Annotated in this window: 16 protein-coding genes; 2 read left to right on the forward strand and 14 right to left on the reverse strand. The window is 50.3% G+C overall.

Annotated elements, in window-relative coordinates; translation table 11 throughout:
- Window positions 1-60: 60 nt before the first annotated feature.
- Genes H6F90_RS24520 through H6F90_RS24530 form a run of 3 tightly spaced genes read right to left on the reverse strand, consistent with a single transcriptional unit; the run spans window position 61 to window position 3,026 of the window.
- Window positions 61-903, reverse strand: a complete 843-nt coding sequence (locus H6F90_RS24520) for a cyanoexosortase B system-associated protein (protein WP_199296136.1) — start codon at window positions 901-903, stop codon at window positions 61-63.
- A 31-nt stretch (window positions 904-934) separates the two neighbouring features.
- Window positions 935-1,834, reverse strand: a complete 900-nt coding sequence (gene crtB, locus H6F90_RS24525) for a cyanoexosortase B (protein ID WP_190554688.1) — start codon at window positions 1,832-1,834, stop codon at window positions 935-937.
- A 4-nt stretch (window positions 1,835-1,838) separates the two neighbouring features.
- Window positions 1,839-3,026, reverse strand: coding sequence for a DegT/DnrJ/EryC1/StrS aminotransferase family protein (locus H6F90_RS24530; RefSeq protein ID WP_190554689.1), 1,188 nt, complete (start codon window positions 3,024-3,026; stop codon window positions 1,839-1,841).
- Between the two features lie 426 nt (window positions 3,027-3,452).
- Between H6F90_RS24530 and H6F90_RS24535 the strand changes: the two genes are divergently transcribed.
- Window positions 3,453-3,797, forward strand: a complete 345-nt coding sequence (locus H6F90_RS24535; protein WP_190554690.1) for a Dethiobiotin synthetase — start codon at window positions 3,453-3,455, stop codon at window positions 3,795-3,797.
- A gap of 20 nt (window positions 3,798-3,817) precedes the next feature.
- On the opposite strand, the gene H6F90_RS24540 is transcribed toward H6F90_RS24535, so the two are convergent.
- The 11 genes from H6F90_RS24540 to H6F90_RS24590 all read right to left on the reverse strand — a co-directional run bounded on the left by H6F90_RS24540 (window position 3,818) and on the right by H6F90_RS24590 (window position 13,546).
- Window positions 3,818-4,408, reverse strand: coding sequence for a hypothetical protein (locus H6F90_RS24540; RefSeq protein ID WP_242024616.1), 591 nt, complete (start codon window positions 4,406-4,408; stop codon window positions 3,818-3,820).
- A gap of 88 nt (window positions 4,409-4,496) precedes the next feature.
- Window positions 4,497-5,522 carry a zinc-binding dehydrogenase gene (locus H6F90_RS31635; RefSeq protein WP_190554692.1) on the reverse strand — a complete coding sequence of 342 codons (1,026 nt, stop codon included), beginning with the start codon at window positions 5,520-5,522 and terminating at the stop codon, window positions 4,497-4,499.
- A gap of 151 nt (window positions 5,523-5,673) precedes the next feature.
- Window positions 5,674-5,871 (reverse strand): hypothetical protein, encoded by a 198-nt coding sequence (locus H6F90_RS24550; RefSeq protein ID WP_190554693.1) that lies wholly within the window; start codon window positions 5,869-5,871, stop codon window positions 5,674-5,676.
- Window positions 5,872-6,461: 590 nt separating this feature from the next.
- Window positions 6,462-7,634 (reverse strand): molybdopterin-synthase adenylyltransferase MoeB, encoded by a 1,173-nt coding sequence (gene moeB / locus H6F90_RS24555; RefSeq protein WP_190554694.1) that lies wholly within the window; start codon window positions 7,632-7,634, stop codon window positions 6,462-6,464.
- Window positions 7,635-7,688: 54 nt separating this feature from the next.
- Window positions 7,689-8,168 (reverse strand): Mov34/MPN/PAD-1 family protein, encoded by a 480-nt coding sequence (locus tag H6F90_RS24560; RefSeq protein WP_190554695.1) that lies wholly within the window; start codon window positions 8,166-8,168, stop codon window positions 7,689-7,691.
- A gap of 81 nt (window positions 8,169-8,249) precedes the next feature.
- Window positions 8,250-8,981, reverse strand: coding sequence for an ABC transporter ATP-binding protein (locus tag H6F90_RS24565; RefSeq protein WP_190554696.1), 732 nt, complete (start codon window positions 8,979-8,981; stop codon window positions 8,250-8,252).
- A gap of 170 nt (window positions 8,982-9,151) precedes the next feature.
- Window positions 9,152-9,376: a 4Fe-4S dicluster domain-containing protein gene (locus H6F90_RS24570; RefSeq protein ID WP_190414753.1), complete on the reverse strand. Its 225-nt coding sequence runs from the start codon at window positions 9,374-9,376 to the stop codon at window positions 9,152-9,154.
- A gap of 85 nt (window positions 9,377-9,461) precedes the next feature.
- A complete protein-coding gene (locus tag H6F90_RS24575) occupies window positions 9,462-10,691 on the reverse strand; it encodes an ATP phosphoribosyltransferase regulatory subunit (RefSeq protein WP_190554697.1) in 1,230 nt (409 codons plus the stop codon).
- Window positions 10,691-11,653 (reverse strand): J domain-containing protein, encoded by a 963-nt coding sequence (locus H6F90_RS24580; protein ID WP_190433757.1) that lies wholly within the window; start codon window positions 11,651-11,653, stop codon window positions 10,691-10,693. Before H6F90_RS24580 ends, H6F90_RS24575 begins: the two co-directional genes overlap by 1 nt.
- Window positions 11,654-11,721: 68 nt before the next feature.
- Entirely contained in the window at window positions 11,722-12,588 is an 867-nt protein-coding gene (locus H6F90_RS24585; protein WP_190554698.1) for an inositol monophosphatase family protein, read from the reverse strand.
- Window positions 12,589-12,619: 31 nt separating this feature from the next.
- Window positions 12,620-13,546: a M23 family metallopeptidase gene (locus tag H6F90_RS24590; protein ID WP_190554745.1), complete on the reverse strand. Its 927-nt coding sequence runs from the start codon at window positions 13,544-13,546 to the stop codon at window positions 12,620-12,622.
- Between the two features lie 211 nt (window positions 13,547-13,757).
- On the opposite strand from H6F90_RS24590, the gene H6F90_RS24595 reads away from it, so the two are divergent.
- Window positions 13,758-14,969 (forward strand): HhoA/HhoB/HtrA family serine endopeptidase, encoded by a 1,212-nt coding sequence (locus H6F90_RS24595; RefSeq protein WP_190554699.1) that lies wholly within the window; start codon window positions 13,758-13,760, stop codon window positions 14,967-14,969.
- Window positions 14,970-14,973 lie beyond the last annotated feature (4 nt).

Below are 14,973 nucleotides of genomic sequence, written 5' to 3' on the forward strand. Positions count from 1 at the left end.
AGTTTAGGAGAGGACGACGAAGTGAGATTTTTTCGGTTCCCATACCTAGAGTATTTATTACTACTTACCCGGCGATCGCGGCTCGGCCGTGAGGGGGCCTTTGATTAAGGCAGCTTGCACCGTTTGAGCGAGTGATTCCGCCATAGGCCAAACAGTATCAATCTCACCGAGAGGTTCAATAGGAATCAGTAGACAGACAGCGACCCAAGGTTGGCGAGCATTGCGCAGTTGGGCAGCTCGATCAGCCCAAAACCAATCACTAGGAGCTGGACTGCCACCTGCGGGCCAAGCATACCATTGCAAAACCGCAAAGGTTTGTTGTTGATTCCAGCCGCGTAAAAACCGGGCTTTCACGGGAATGGGAGACTTTGCTGAGGTCTTACTATCTGAACCCAACTTAACGACAGCAGAATTTTCTACATCTACGGTAAATCGGGACAGACGAGCTGAGTCTGTGGTCCAACGCTGAAACCCATTGATGTCCATCCACTCGACTTCCGGTTGGTTTTTTTCACTCCTAGGAGCGGTGAGTAGTAATACTGCTCTTGCAGGCTCAGGGGCAGATAAGCGGCTCGCTGTACTATTAAGTGATTGAGGCGGTGATAGCACTAGGGATTCAGCCTCAATCTCTTGGGCTAGCCATTCATGCCCGCCAATGGGTACTGTTTGTCGCTTCCGGGTCTTCCAGCCAGGTAAGTTTAATTCTGTGTTCTCTAGATTCCGTAGTTGTTTAAAGGCTGCATCCTTAGGCGGGTGAGCCCACCGCCAGTGACCAGTCAAGTAGCTGGGGGCGGCTCCAATTCCTAGCAGCAATAACAACAGCAGTAATAGAGCAAGTTTGGGTAACTGCATCTGCTGGAAGGACTTAGGTAAGAACCGCATGATGGCAGGGGAATGAGTCACTTTTACAATTACTCAAGGTAGGAATACAGTGTTACTCAGCCACGCCCTCAGCACCATCACTTTCAGGGTTGCTGGAGAAAAACTGATCAATTTTGGTCAAGAGCAGGACAGTCAGCCCTAGCATACAGGCAGAATACAAGTCACCGCCCCAGCCTGCATGCAACCACTCAAATGCTTTTTCTTGGCTAGTGCCATGAAAAAAGGTCAAAAGTGTGTTGCGCAAAATATTGGCGCTGACACTAATGACCACGGTGCCAAGGAAAAACAAGCTAGTTTTGGTTCGTGATGTCCAAGTGCCTGTCCAGTAAACTAGCATCAGGCCAACATAGAGGCTGGTAAACAGCATCTTTAAGCCAGCGCAGTAAGGGGCTACTTCCACAATGCGATCGCCCACATACAGATAAATCTGCTCGACCGTTACATCCATCCCAAACTGATTGAGAATAAACCCGGCGATCGCGGCAATGAAGTGTTGTAGAGGTAAGGTGTAGGGCGCAATTAGGTAAGGTAGCTCAGTGGGGGTGGCAAGAAAGACTAAGATCAATGGGAAACCTTGCAGCTTCAAGCCGGGAAGTCCTTTTAGCCATAAGCACAACCCCACCAAGATGGCAGGTAAGGATAAATTGACTAGATCTGAGAGACCGCTAAGGTAGAAAACGGCTCCTAAACTCAAGAAGGCAATTCCGAGCGGATGGTTGGCTTCGGGTAAGCGCCGCCACTCGTTTCGTTGGTTCCAGGCAATGTATGCAGCAAAGGGTAAGCCAATCAGCCCGTGACTAAAGTATTCATGTTCAGTGCTGATACTTTTGTTGAGCCAGCCATCTACCCAATGCCACAGTAAGGGAGCGTAGAGCAACGCCAGTAGACCTAGAATTGCTCCATTGAGGACATAGCGCTCGATCGCAATGGGAACTTTACGCCTGATTAGCATGGTTTTAGTTTGCCATTACTGGAGTACATAACTGGGTATTGGCCGCTGGAGGATACGCTTTGAGTAAATCTTTCAAGGTAACCACGACTCGCTCGACTTGAGCTGGAGTCAAACCAGGATACATAGGCAGGGAAAGAATTTCTTGGCAGAGCTGCTCTGCTTGAGGAAAGTCACCCATTTTATAACCTAAGTTTTGAAAAGCAGGTTGTAAATGGCAGGGAATCGGGTAGTGAATGCCTGTCTGAATATTTTGGGCTGAAAGTTCTTCTTGAATTAACTCACGAGTCAGGGGGCAGTCTTGCACACGCAGGACGTAGAGGTGGTACACATGACCGCTGCTACTTTGATTTGTGACAGGGACTAAACCCACGGACTGGAGCGGCTGCAACAAAGCATCATAGTACTGAGCAATCTGATTGCGATCGCGGTTCCACTCAGCCAAGTGAGGCAACTTCACATTGAGGACAGCCGCTTGCAAGGTGTCTAGGCGGCTATTGGTGCCATATTCCGTATGAAAATACTTGCGAGGTGCTCCGTAGTTGCGCAGCGATCGCATGGTTTGAGCCACACTCGCATCTTGCGTCACGACCATGCCACCATCTCCTACGGCTCCTAGGTTCTTACTAGGGTAGAAGCTAAAGGCTGCGGCAATGCCCACAGAGCCAGCTCGGTAACCATCTCGCTCTGCTAGGTGAGCTTGAGCGGCGTCCTCAAAAATTAGCAAATTATGGGCATCAGCCAAGTCTAAAAGCTGCCGAGGCGACACCATCTGACCGTAGAGATGTACTGGCAGCAGCACCTTGGTTTTCGGCGTGATCGCTTTGGCAGCAGCAGCTAAATCCATCAGCCCTGTTTCTAGTTCACAGTCCACCAGGACTGGTGTTGCCCCTACCCGTAAAACTCCAATCAACGTGGCAACAAAGGTATTGGCTGGTAGAATCACCTCGTCGCCTGGCCCAACGCCACAGGCCTGTAGACCCAAGGCGATCGCATCGGTACCACAAGCAACCCCAATTCCATGCTCGGCTCCACAAGCAGTGGCAAAGGCCAATTCAAACTCTGTCAGTGCTTGACCCAACACATAATCTCCCTGCCGCACTACTGCTTGGATCGCTTGTTCAATCTGAGTTTGAATGGGTTGATGCTGAAGGGTGAGATCGACAAATGGAATGGTTGCAGCGGCGATATTCATAAACGGCAATATTCAAGAGGGAGAGTAGGGACGAAATCTAGAAACTGAGCTGAATCAGTACAGGTCTACTCTAGTTATGGGCGAATTACTGAATTTTGAACATAGTGAAACGGTGAAGAGTCTATGAATGTCCCTAGGTAATCAATGAACTTCCAATAACTTCCGCGATCGCGCCGCTGCAATTAAGGTGAAAGCTCCGGAGGATCACGTTAATTTCAAACTAACTTTATTGATTTTTTAAGTAACAGGTTTTGCTGAGAACTTGGCATTAATCGCCAGATACGATAGCTTTACAGCAATTCCGCTGCTTTGCAGTTTTTAGGTGGGCACTCTTAAACAGCATTCCTGGCAGAAGCGATGTTTAATCGAAGTCCAACTCCTTAAATCAGCAAATTCAATGACAAGCCCTATCATTTTTTGAACGGCATGGATTACGAAACCGCTCGTAGTTTTTTAATCAATCAAGCTCGATTGCTCAACGCAAATCAAGATACGTTTTTATCTCGTCTCCAGCAAGGAAAGCCGCCAGTTCCAGGGCAAGTCACGTCCATATTACTCGCCCTGAAAGTGGTATTTGAGGCACTGCGAGCCGCCCCGAGCCTAGACCGAGAATTAATTTATACCTTGCATATATTGGCACTAGAAAGCCGACGACAGTATGATTCGCAGCGCAAATTAGGAGTGGTTTGGCCACCCCTACTTGATGAAGACGTTACGCGAATTTCAACTGCTGTAAAAAATATTTTTTCAGATGAGTGGAAATCAGCCTAGCTTAGGCATCGGTGATAAACCTAGCGATTTCGCAGTTCAGTTTCTAGTTTGTTGAGGTCACTCTTAAGGAAAACCACAACGTGACCTGCGTAGGCACTTCCATTTCGCGTTTGAGCGATTTCGGTCCAATAGGCATAACGATTGCCTGTGCGGAGTTCTCCCTGCAAAGCTGACATCAGAGGAGTAGCGCGGCGGCGAGCTTGGTAAGCGGTAGCTTCTCCGGGATAGCTGTACACCAGATTTGCACGCTCGTAGTCTTGGTACACATCTAGGCCATAAATCACCCGCAGTGATTCGTCTAGGCGATTGCGAGTCACACCGTTGATCATGTCAAAGATGGACAGGCGCTCAGAGCGAATGATACTGGGGTCTCCAGCCGGAATCACTTTACCAGGAGCAAGCACAGAAGCTTGAAAAGTAAACCGCTGAGCGGCGCTATCGTTCTTACGCACCAATAGCTTTTCCCCACTGGCAGGCCGCAGAGTCGGGTGAGCTTGAATCCAAGCCCCAACTTCTTCGGTTGTTTGCCCAGGTAGCGCATCCGCTCGCCCGCCTCCTAGCAATAGCATCAATCCAAAAGACAGAACAGCTCCCAGTTGCACTCTACTCATCACAAGCCTCTTGTTGACACATGACAACCGCCCCAGGTAATTGGGAATGGGTAATGCCCTAGTATTGGCGATTTGCGCCCTAAATATATCAGTTTGCGATCGCGACTTTAATCACTTTGCGATCTTTCATGTCTTGAAACACTTGTTCGAGTTGTTCAAGGGGTTGGCGATCGCTAATCAATAATTCAAACGGTACGGTGCGACTAGCTAGCAGGGACAAAGCCGCCCGGACATAATGAGGCGTATTGTGAAAAACACCTTTTAGCGTCAGTTCGCTGTAGTGTAGCTGCTCGGTATTGACGGTAATGGTGGTGTCACGGGGACAGCCGCCAAACAGATTCACGGTCGCTCCTGGACGGGCAGAGGCGATCGCCGTTTCCCAAGCCGCCGGAACTCCCGTCGCTTCGATCACTACATCAGCGCCCCAACCCTCGGTTAGCTCCCGCACAGTTGTCGGCAGGTCAGCCACTTGTCGGTAGTTAAAGGTTTGGGCAGCGCCAAACTTGGAGCCAACTTGCAGGCGTGAGTCACTACCACCAAACAAAAACACTTCTGCGCCTTGGTTCGCCAAAGCTGCCACAAACATCAGTCCGATCGCGCCATCTCCTAGCAAAGCCACGCGATCGCCAGGTTTAACGTTAGAGCGGGCCACGCCATGCAAGACACAAGCTAGCGGCTCGGTCATCGCCGCCAACTCGGCTGGCAAATCTTCCGGAATCGGCAGTAAGTTTTGCTGGACAATCGGCGCGGGAATTTTGAGGTACTGCGCAAAGGTGCCGTTGTTGAACGTTAAGTTGGGGCAAAGCGAATATTCTTGACGGTGGCAGAAAAAACAGTCGAGACAAGGGGCGGAGTTATTGGCCACTACGCGATCGCCAATGTTCCAACTCGCCACCTCTGCACCAACGGCAACAATCTCTCCCGCAGCTTCATGGCCAAATAGGGTTGGAGGACGCAACATTCTGGCATGACCTCCGCGCCGCCACACCTTGAGGTCTGTGCCACAAGTTGTTGCGGCTGCCACTTGAATCACCACTTCCCCAGGGCCAGGAGTGGGATCGGGGACTTGTTCTAAGCGTAAATCTTCTTGACCGTAGAGGAGAGCTGCTAGCACAGGAATTGCCTAAAACCCTTGAGTTCTCTCAATCTTACAAGATTGGGTTCCAGCAATCTGCCCGCTGGCTCAACAGAAAACCCTGCCTTAATACTAAAGACAGGGCTAATGGCTCTATGCGACTCAAACTCGGTCTGACTAAAAAACTCTCTTATTGTCCAGAGCGATAAGCAGAGGTTGCTTTGTTCGGGGTTAAAGCAGTCATAGGAGTTTCACTTCGCAAAACTGCACTAGAAAGGGAAGGGACTTCCTGCCAGCAGGAGGTGCAGAACCAATAGACTCCTTTTTGACGCGCGTGCCGTAGCAAAGGACTATCGCAATAAGGGCACTTATTAACATCGCTATTCATGGCACTTAGCTCTCCAAACAGTTTAAAAATTGTTAATTAAAGAAATACAAGGGCTGAGCTTAATTGGTTCATTCAATTAGTCTTGGCTATTCGGTCTGTTACCCCTGGGCTGGGATTCAAGGATGTCTAAAGCAAAAGCCAAAAACTTAGGTTCTCTGAACTCTAAGGTAGAGCTACTGGGCGATCCCCGCCATCCATCTTGGGAGACAAATTAAATTGTCAGTCGTGAAACGGCATTTTTTAGCACAAAATTTTTGTTTTTTACAGTCGGGACAAATTTCAGAAACCTGGTTTAAGTATCCAGTGGAGAGATTGATCCCCAAATAGATAAATCAAGGTCCATTGCACTCAATGTAGCGTTAGTTAAGTTTCAGCTCTGGAAAGCTAATCACAATAGACAATTAACATTAATGCACGAGTTTGCTGCTAGGAAAGTAACGATCGTCACTAGCAGACAAATCCAGGAAAACGAATTAGCAAAAAAGCGATCGCCCCCTCTACCTCGGCCAATCCAAACTCTAAGAGAGGATTGCAGCGGAAGTGAGGAGGCGATGGTTTAGTAAATTGCGAAGAGTTGAGAACTCAGGCGTTTAATATTCAGGCACAGAAGGATCGATTTCCCGACTCCAAGCTTGAATACCACCCTTCACATTGGTTCCAGTGATGCCTGCTTGCTTCAGGATGCCGAGAGCCTTAGCCGATCGTCCGCCCATTTTGCAATGAGCGATCAAACGATGACCATTCAGGGCTTCTTTGACTTTAGCCACGCCTTCGCCGCTTTCAATGTCGGGGAGGGGCACCAAAATAGCGCCGGGAATCTGGGCAATTTCGTACTCATTCGGGTTGCGGACATCGATCAGCACAAAGTCATCCGCACTGCTGTCGAGCAGTTGCTTCAGGTCTTGCACCGTCATCTCAGGAATTTCCGCTTGTTGCTGGGCTTCCGCTGCCTTAGCTTGGGGAATGCCACAGAACTCTTCGTAATCTACCAGCTTCTCGATTACAGGTCGCACCGGATTGGGCCGCAGCTTCAACTCCCGGAATTTCATCTCCAAGGCGTTGTAAAGCAGCAAACGACCGCTCAACGTTGTCCCTTTGCCCAGAATGATTTTGACCGTTTCGGTGGCCTGAATCACGCCAATGATTCCTGGCAAAATTCCCAAAACGCCACCCTCAGCGCAGGAGGGTACAAGTCCTGGCGGTGGGGGTTCGGGATAGAGGTCGCGGTAGTTAGGACCACCCTCGTAGTTGAAGACCGTCGCTTGGCCTTCAAAGCGATAGATGGAGCCGTAGACGTTGGGCTTGTTCAGCAGCACGCAAGCATCGTTGACCAAGTAACGAGTGGGAAAGTTGTCGGTGCCATCCACCACGATGTCGTAAGGTTCAACGATATCGAGGGCGTTTTCAGAACTGAGGCGAGTCTCGTACAGATCAACTTGACAGTTGGGGTTGATTTCGAGAATCCGGTTCTTAGCCGACTCGATCTTGGGCTTACCCACCCAAGAAGTGCCGTGAATCACTTGGCGCTGGAGATTGGAGTGATCGACCACATCGAAATCTACAATACCGATGCGCCCGATACCCGCTGCCGCTAAATAGAGCAGCAAAGGTGCACCCAAGCCGCCTGTGCCAATGCAGAGAACGCTAGCCGCCTTAAGGCGCTTTTGCCCTTCCAGACTGACTTCTGGCAGGATTAGGTGACGGGAATACCGTTCGTATTCGTCTTTTGTGAGTTGGATCTCATCCAAATTGGGATTGAGCATAACAATGAATGCAAAGAGATGATGGGATAGGCGAGTTCGGGGAAATCGCTAAAACTAAGCAGCCTCAGCAATCAAAATATCTTCTGACTGGAACCGATGGTCTTCGGTCAGGCTCCAGCTACGCAGATCTATAACTTTACCGTGTTGAACGGAAACAATAATATATGAGTAGTGCGCCCAGGCGCACATTCGGTCCATCTCCGAAGGTGTGGCGGGATGATCGGGATGGGAGTGGTACACACCAACAATGTCGAGGTGGCGATCGCGTGCTTCCCGCTGAACTTGCAGCATCTCGCGGGGATCAATCCAGAAATGCTTGTGTTGGGTCACATCCCAATCACTGGGCAACTCGATCGTGTCTCCTAAATCGTGAGTCCAAATATTTTCAGTGGCACGAACTTCAACCACCATCCTGGATTCGCTAGCACCTGAACCCAATTTCCCCAACAGCAAACCGCAGCACTCTTCCGGGTAAGTGCGTTCAGCGTGAGCCGCGATCGCTTGAATGTGGTGAGAGTCGAGTTGCAGAGTCACGAACCAGTCGTCAAAAATTTTTGCTGAGCTAGATTATTTATTCTAAGTCAGAATCAACCCACCTGAGCGATGAAGTGAGATTTAGTGCGCTTTGCCTGCCCCTAAATACAGCTCACCCACTTTCGGGTCATAAAGCAAGTCACGTCCTGGACCTTCAAAGCGATCGCGCCCTGCCTCTAATACATAACCGCGATCGGCCATCTCCAGCGCCTTACGAGCATTTTGCTCCACCAGCACGATTGCCGTACCGTTCTGGTTAATTTGCTTAATTTGCTCCAGCACGTTGTTCACCAAAATCGGTGATAGCGCCGCCGAAGGCTCATCCAATAACATCAAACTTGGTTGCAGCATCAACGCTCGCCCCATCGCCAGCATTTGCCGCTGACCACCCGACAGAGTGCCCGCCCGCTGCCGCCGCCGCCCTGCCAAGTCAGGAAACATGGTGTAAATGCGATCCTTGGTTGCATCCAACGGCTCATTGCGGATAAAAGCCCCCATCTCCAAGTTTTCATCCACACTCAGCGATCGAAACACATTAGAAATTTGCGGCACATAGCACATGCCCCGCTGCACAATCTGGTTCGACTTCAGACCCGCAATACTCTCCCCCTGGAACGTAATCTTGCCACTATTTGGCGTCAACAACCCAAAAACCGTTTTCGCTAGGGTAGACTTACCCGCCCCATTTGGCCCAATCACCGCCACCAATTCCCCCGGATACACCCGCATATTCACGCCTTGCAGAATATTCAGATCCTTCACATAACCTGCATAGACATCTTCAACTTCAAGCAAAGGAGCAGAATGGGTCATGGGTAGGCGTTAGGAGTTAGGGGATAGGGATTAGAGAGTAGAAAGTTAGAGGTTGTCAGCTAAATTAAACCACCTTTTGGAGGGGGCCTGGGGGACGCAACCGTCCCTCAGCGGGGGTTTGGGGGCAAGCGCCCCCAAGGGTTCGGCTTCCTCAAGTCAGGAACTAACAATTAAGGCGTCTTCTGCAAATCAGGCCGCTCCTCCGGCACGATCGCCCCCTCCACCGGACAAACCTGCAAACAAATCCCGCAGTCAATACAGGTAGAAAAATCGATCCAATACCAATCAGTCCCTTTCGTGTTCTTACCAGGACCCTCATGAATACAGGCCACTGGGCAAGCATCTACACAATCGGCAACGCCTTCACAAGTATTCGTAACAATCGTATGTGGCACAGTGTTCTCTCTCTAAAACGCAAAACAAATCAATCTGATTGCTTCTTCTAAGCTATCAGGATCAACCTAAAGATTCAGGACGAGATTAGGTGAGTGACTCTACCTCAGCAGAACCATCCACCTTAATCCAAACCACCTGGGCAATCCGGCGATCGCGCGCATATTCTCGCACCGCTTCTGGGGAGTGGCGATCGCCCAAATCTACCTCAACCCGCACCAACTCAGCCGACTCCCGCAACTTTTGGGCATAAGCAAAAGCTGCCGTATAAGCTTGAGCGCTTTCTGGCACCACCAACCAATCACTATTCGGTGTTTCCTGAGGCAATTGCTCGGTGGGCAACAGCACTTGATGCAAATCCTCGATATTGAGCGAGAAACCAATCCCAGGATACGTTTCTCCTTGAGGATGATACAGACCTAACAACTGGTCATAGCGTCCGCCCTGGCCCAACACGCGCTGCCCAGTTTCAGCTTCACTCACCACTTCAAACACAATGCCTGTGTAGTAGTCAAAGGTTTGAATCAAGCTAAGATCGAGAATCAGGGGAGATTGCTCTGGCTGTGCAGCAAAACTATCGTTGAGCAGTTCCACCAAAGACTTGAGGTTATTGACCGCTTCACACTGAGCCGCATCCAGGTCTAAACTTGACACCTTTTGCAGCACATCCCCTGGGCGACCGCGCAGATCCACTAAAAACAGCGCTCGTTCCCGCAGTTCTGGCGAGAGTGGGAGAGTTTCTAGGGCAATGCGGTCTAAGTGAGCGATCGCTTGCCGTACCGTGTCTTGCAAGTGGCTCGGAAACGGCGAGAGGAGCGATCGCGTTAGTCCTGCTTCTCCTAAAACTAAGTGCCACTGAGCTAGACCGAGATTCTTCAAGCATTCGGCCAGCAACAGCAGAATCTCCGCATCTGCTGCTAAGCCACCGCCGCCCAACAGTTCCACGCCTGCTTGGTAAAACTCCTGCTGACGGTTGTGATTGGCTTGAGCCGCCCGCCGGAACACATTGGCATTGTAATAAAGCCGTTGGGGATAGGTAGCACCCGCCATCCGAGTCACTGCTGCCCGCGCGATCGAAGCTGTCAGTTCTGGCCGCAGCCCCAACACTTCATTCTCGGCATCTTGAACTTGAATCACCGTAGAGCGCTGCACCGCTCCCCCAGCCATCAGGGTATCCAGCCGCTCTAAGGTTGAAGTAATAATGCGGTGATAGCCCCAGCGATGAAACACTTGCTGTAGACCCTTCTCAATCCAGCGCTTTTGAGCCACATCGAGTGGCAGGAGGTCTCTAGCTCCAGCAGGTGGTTGATAAACCATTATTTTTTCTTTCCACCAAACAAACCAAACAAACCACCACCCGAATCACGGGGTTTCTCAGACTGACCAGCCTTGGCTGGTTTAGCTTTACCGCCAGTCCCAGCAGACAGCTTATCTAATTTCTGCTTCGCTTCCAAAGCTATTTCATCTTTCGGATTTAACTGTAGTGCTCGCTCAATATGAATCTTAGCCATCTTGGCCTGGTTTTGCTTCAAATACACCATGCCCAACAAGCCATGACAGCGGCTGTTATTTGGTTCTAATTTCAAACCATCTCGGAGTTCCAAAATTGCTTGAGCAAAAGCGTTTCTAACAATCAGTTCTTCGGCCCGACGGCAATATTGTTCTACAGCGGTTGGCTTGGCTTGTGAAGCAGTAGAAGGTGCTGGAGCAGCATTCGCCGCTTGATTAGATTTACCTGCTTGATTAGAAGTTGCAGCACCTCCTGCAGCCTGATTTTTAGTCTGTGAAGACCCTGGGACGGCACCACCTTTGCGTAGGAGGTAGACAAAATTTAACTCACTAATTTGACCAGTCAGTTCCAAGATCTGATCTAGAGTTTGATACTGCTTAGTTGCTATCTCTTGTAGTGCCGTTTTGTACGCATGGTCAACATCATTAGCTTTAGAGAGTTGTGTTGCTACTTCACTAAAGATTTGAACAGAATCTTTTTCTTTAATAGCCTGTTGACCTTTCAGCCGCACTAAGACTTCGTATTCAGCTCGTTCGCGATCTTGAGATAACTTCTCGTAAGCTGGATTAACGAGCTTGGATAACAACTCTGTGGCTTGCTGCTTTTCGTCCTCAGATTCGGATGAAAAGCTATCTGGATGGAGGTTGCGCGCGATTTTAAGATAGCGTTTCCGAATCTCCTTAGCGTCCGAGTTGATTGGGACTCCCAAGATGGCGTAGTAGTCAGTGAAATCCAGCTTAAATAGCCCTCGGTCAATTTGAAAAGACATGGTTTGTGGTCTCACTTCCTACTACGTAAATGCTTCTAGTCTACTTTGCCTCGCAGGGGATGCATGCCTTAGGAGGGGTGGCTAGCATCCTGACTTAATACATTGTTATCACTTCTTGCGGCTGATGCAGCGCTCACCTGTAACAGTTCATTGCTCAAAGCGCTGTGAATTTGCTGATTCGTAGCGAGAATTCGACCGGAAGGGATGACTACAGGGCTTTGGTCGTAAGCTGTAACCTGTCCACCCGCTTCCCGAACCAACACAATACCCGCTGCCATATCCCAAGGAGACAAGCCCCGCTCCCAATAGCCATCGAAGCGACCACAGGCGACATAGGCGAGATCCAATGCGGCAGAGCCACTGCGACGCACCCCTTGAGTCAGGTGTGTGAGATGACAAAATTCGGCGTAATTATTGTCTGAGGTTTCACGGCGATCGTAGGCAAAGCCTGAGACTAAAAGGCTCTTGCTCAGTTCAGCGGTTTTTGAGACTTGAATCGGACGGCGATCGCGAGTGGCTCCTAATCCTGTAGCGGCTCGAAACAGTTCTTGGCGGAAGGGGTCAAAAATAGCTCCGACTTGGGGCACTCCCTCAATCAACAGCCCTACCGAAACTGCGGCAACAGGATACTGATGGGCATAGTTCGTGGTGCCATCCAAGGGATCGATCGCCCACAAATATTCGCTGGCCGTGTTGTCGAGTTGACCTGATTCTTCAGCCAAAATGGGATGGTCCGGAACATGGCGACGCAGCACCTGTAGGATCGCTGTTTCTGCGGCCTTGTCCGCTTTTGTGACTAAATCTCCGGGACGACCTTTCTCCTCAATCCCTTCTAGGTGGCCCCAGTAATCTTGCAAGATGACTCCTGCTGCCAGCACTGCTTCCGTGGCAACGTCTAAAAAGATTTGGAGTTGTTCAGGCGATGGGTGGCTCATCTTTAATATTTATTCACAGTTTCTTATTGAATCACTGTTTTGCCACTTTCATGCCTTGAATATAAGGTTCTGGATCTTCAGCGACCCACCCTAAATTGGAGTTGTAGCGCACCTCAAAATGTAGATGAGTTGCTTTTGAGCTAGGTGTTCCAGTCGTGCCGACCGTACCAACTAGCGTGCCCTTCTTCACAGTCTGGCCCGCCTTGACTTTGATGCTGCCCAACTGTGCATAGCGGCTCTGCCGTCCGCCAGCATGGTTAATCACAACTAAACTGCCATAGCTGCCTTGCTGATCAGCAAAAGCTACCACACCATCGCCTGCCGCTAGAACATTGGTGCCGACTGGAGCTGCAAGGTCAATGCCGCTATGAAAAGCCACTTGAGCGATCGCAGGCTGTAGCCGCCAACCGTAACCTAGCAGCACCGTCGCCGTGGTGGGCAGCGGGTAGCTTGTTAAGCCATAGTTATCGCGATCTTTGGGACTGATGCTGGGTGGAGCAGAGCCGACTGGAGACCAATTTACACCAGGGACAAAAACAGTGGCAGGTTTGGCTGAGCAACCATTGACTTCAAACAGCACATCAGCCCGCACTTTGTAGGTAGCCGCGACATCCCGCCAAGTTTGGCCTGCCGGAACGCTTACCTGCACCCCGTTGTAAGGTGGAATCACAATCTCTGCGCCAGGAGTTGCTTTGCCACTCCTCAGGCTAGGATTAAACCCCATCAAAGTTGCAGGAATCAAATTATATTTCTGAGCAATACTCTCTAGCGTTTCACCCGACTTAACCTTGTAGCGAGTCAAGCGCTCTAATGCAGGCTTTGGACAAAGACTGGAAATTTGAGCGATCGCCCCTGGCCGTATCCCTGACCTGACTTCCGGCGTTGCAGCACTACTGCTGAGTGTATACCAAGTGAGCCAGAGCAGAGTGGGTAGAGCAAACCAGCGAGAAAAACTCATGGGTGTCATATCGGGGGGAGTCAGAAGTTAAGAATTGGAAGTCAGAAGAACTGCATCTATTTTGACTCCTGTCTTCTGACTGCTGTTTCCTAGCTTTATTGAATCGCAATCGGAAGCGATCGCCTAGCTCAGTCCGATTTTCCTGCTCAGAAGCACCATCGATTACAGTAGAGGTATATTTCCTGCGCCACTGCCATTCAGTGTTGAGACTATGAGTTTGTCGTTCAAACAACTAACGATTTACCTAGCTTTGTTAGCCATTGGCGGTGGTGCAGGAGCGTGGGGTAATCGCTACCTCACCGCAGAGCGAACAACTTCATCCGGCGGGCTAGCACCTTTTCTTCAACCACCGACTCAGAAGCCGTCTGCCCGTACCACTGCCAGCCTACCCATCTCCCCTACCAGCCCTAACTTTATTGCCGCAGCGGTCGAAAAGGTAGGGCCTGCGGTGGTGCGAATTGACTCAGCGCGGACAGTGACGGGTAATGTGCCGGAGGCGTTTAGAAACCCCATGTTCAAACGCTTCTTTGGCGGTGAAGCCCCTATCCCAGAAGATCGTGTGGAACGAGGGACAGGTTCTGGCTTTATTTTGAGTGCGGATGGCCGACTCATGACTAATGCCCATGTCGTGGCTGAGGCTGATACTGTCAAAGTGACGCTGAAGGATGGTCGCAGCTTTAACGGCCAAGTGGTGGGAACGGATCCAGTGACGGATGTAGCGGTGGTCAAAATCAGTGCTTCTAGCTTGCCTGTGGTCAAATTGGGCAAGTCTCAATCACTAGTTCCAGGGCAATGGGCGATCGCGATCGGCAATCCCTTAGGTCTGGATAACACTGTCACCGCTGGCATCATCAGTGCTATTGGTCGCTCTAGCTCTCAGGTGGGCGTGCCGAACAAACGGGTGCAATTTATCCAAACCGATGCGGCGATCAATCCCGGTAACTCTGGCGGACCTTTGCTAAACGAGCAGGGAGAAGTTGTGGGTATTAACACAGCTATCCGAGCTGACGCTCAAGGTTTAGGCTTTGCGATTCCCATCGAGACGGCAGAGCGCATTGCCGAGCAACTATTTCGCAGTGGTCGCGCCGAGCATCCTTACCTAGGCATCCAGATGGTTGACCTAACGGGCGAAATTAAAGAGGAAATCAACCGCGATCGCGAGCTGGGCATTAAGGTGACGCAGGATCAAGGCGTTTTGATTGTTAAGGTTTTGGACAACTCACCCGCTGCCAAGGCAGGTTTAAAGCAGGGAGACGTGATTCAAAAAATTAACGGCAAGTCGGTTAGAACTGCTTCTGAAGTGCAAGAGATGGTGGAAGCGAGTGTCGTAGGGGCACAGCTCAATCTCGAAATTAACCGCAACGGCAAAGCTCAGCGCTTGCGGATTCAACCCAGCGCTTTTCCGACCGAAGAAATGGGTTGATTTA

This window comes from Trichocoleus sp. FACHB-591 (assembly GCF_014695845.1).
GTDB lineage: Bacteria > Cyanobacteriota > Cyanobacteriia > FACHB-46 > FACHB-46 > Trichocoleus.

What these genes read in the sequence shown, in the direction of transcription:
- H6F90_RS24535 (WP_190554690.1), top strand. Translation starts at nt 3,453, where the DNA reads ATGGATTACGAAACCGCTCGTAGTTTTTTAATCAATCAAGCTCGATTG.
- H6F90_RS24590 (WP_190554745.1), bottom strand. Translation starts at nt 13,546, where the DNA reads ATGAGTTTTTCTCGCTGGTTTGCTCTACCCACTCTGCTCTGGCTCACT.
- moeB (WP_190554694.1), bottom strand. Translation starts at nt 7,634, where the DNA reads ATGCTCAATCCCAATTTGGATGAGATCCAACTCACAAAAGACGAATAC.
- H6F90_RS24565 (WP_190554696.1), bottom strand. Translation starts at nt 8,981, where the DNA reads ATGACCCATTCTGCTCCTTTGCTTGAAGTTGAAGATGTCTATGCAGGT.
- H6F90_RS24530 (WP_190554689.1), bottom strand. Translation starts at nt 3,026, where the DNA reads ATGAATATCGCCGCTGCAACCATTCCATTTGTCGATCTCACCCTTCAG.
- H6F90_RS24575 (WP_190554697.1), bottom strand. Translation starts at nt 10,691, where the DNA reads ATGGTTTATCAACCACCTGCTGGAGCTAGAGACCTCCTGCCACTCGAT.
- H6F90_RS24540 (WP_242024616.1), bottom strand. Translation starts at nt 4,408, where the DNA reads ATGAGTAGAGTGCAACTGGGAGCTGTTCTGTCTTTTGGATTGATGCTA.
- H6F90_RS24595 (WP_190554699.1), top strand. Translation starts at nt 13,758, where the DNA reads ATGAGTTTGTCGTTCAAACAACTAACGATTTACCTAGCTTTGTTAGCC.
- H6F90_RS24550 (WP_190554693.1), bottom strand. Translation starts at nt 5,871, where the DNA reads ATGAATAGCGATGTTAATAAGTGCCCTTATTGCGATAGTCCTTTGCTA.
- H6F90_RS24580 (WP_190433757.1), bottom strand. Translation starts at nt 11,653, where the DNA reads ATGTCTTTTCAAATTGACCGAGGGCTATTTAAGCTGGATTTCACTGAC.
- H6F90_RS24585 (WP_190554698.1), bottom strand. Translation starts at nt 12,588, where the DNA reads ATGAGCCACCCATCGCCTGAACAACTCCAAATCTTTTTAGACGTTGCC.
- crtB (WP_190554688.1), bottom strand. Translation starts at nt 1,834, where the DNA reads ATGCTAATCAGGCGTAAAGTTCCCATTGCGATCGAGCGCTATGTCCTC.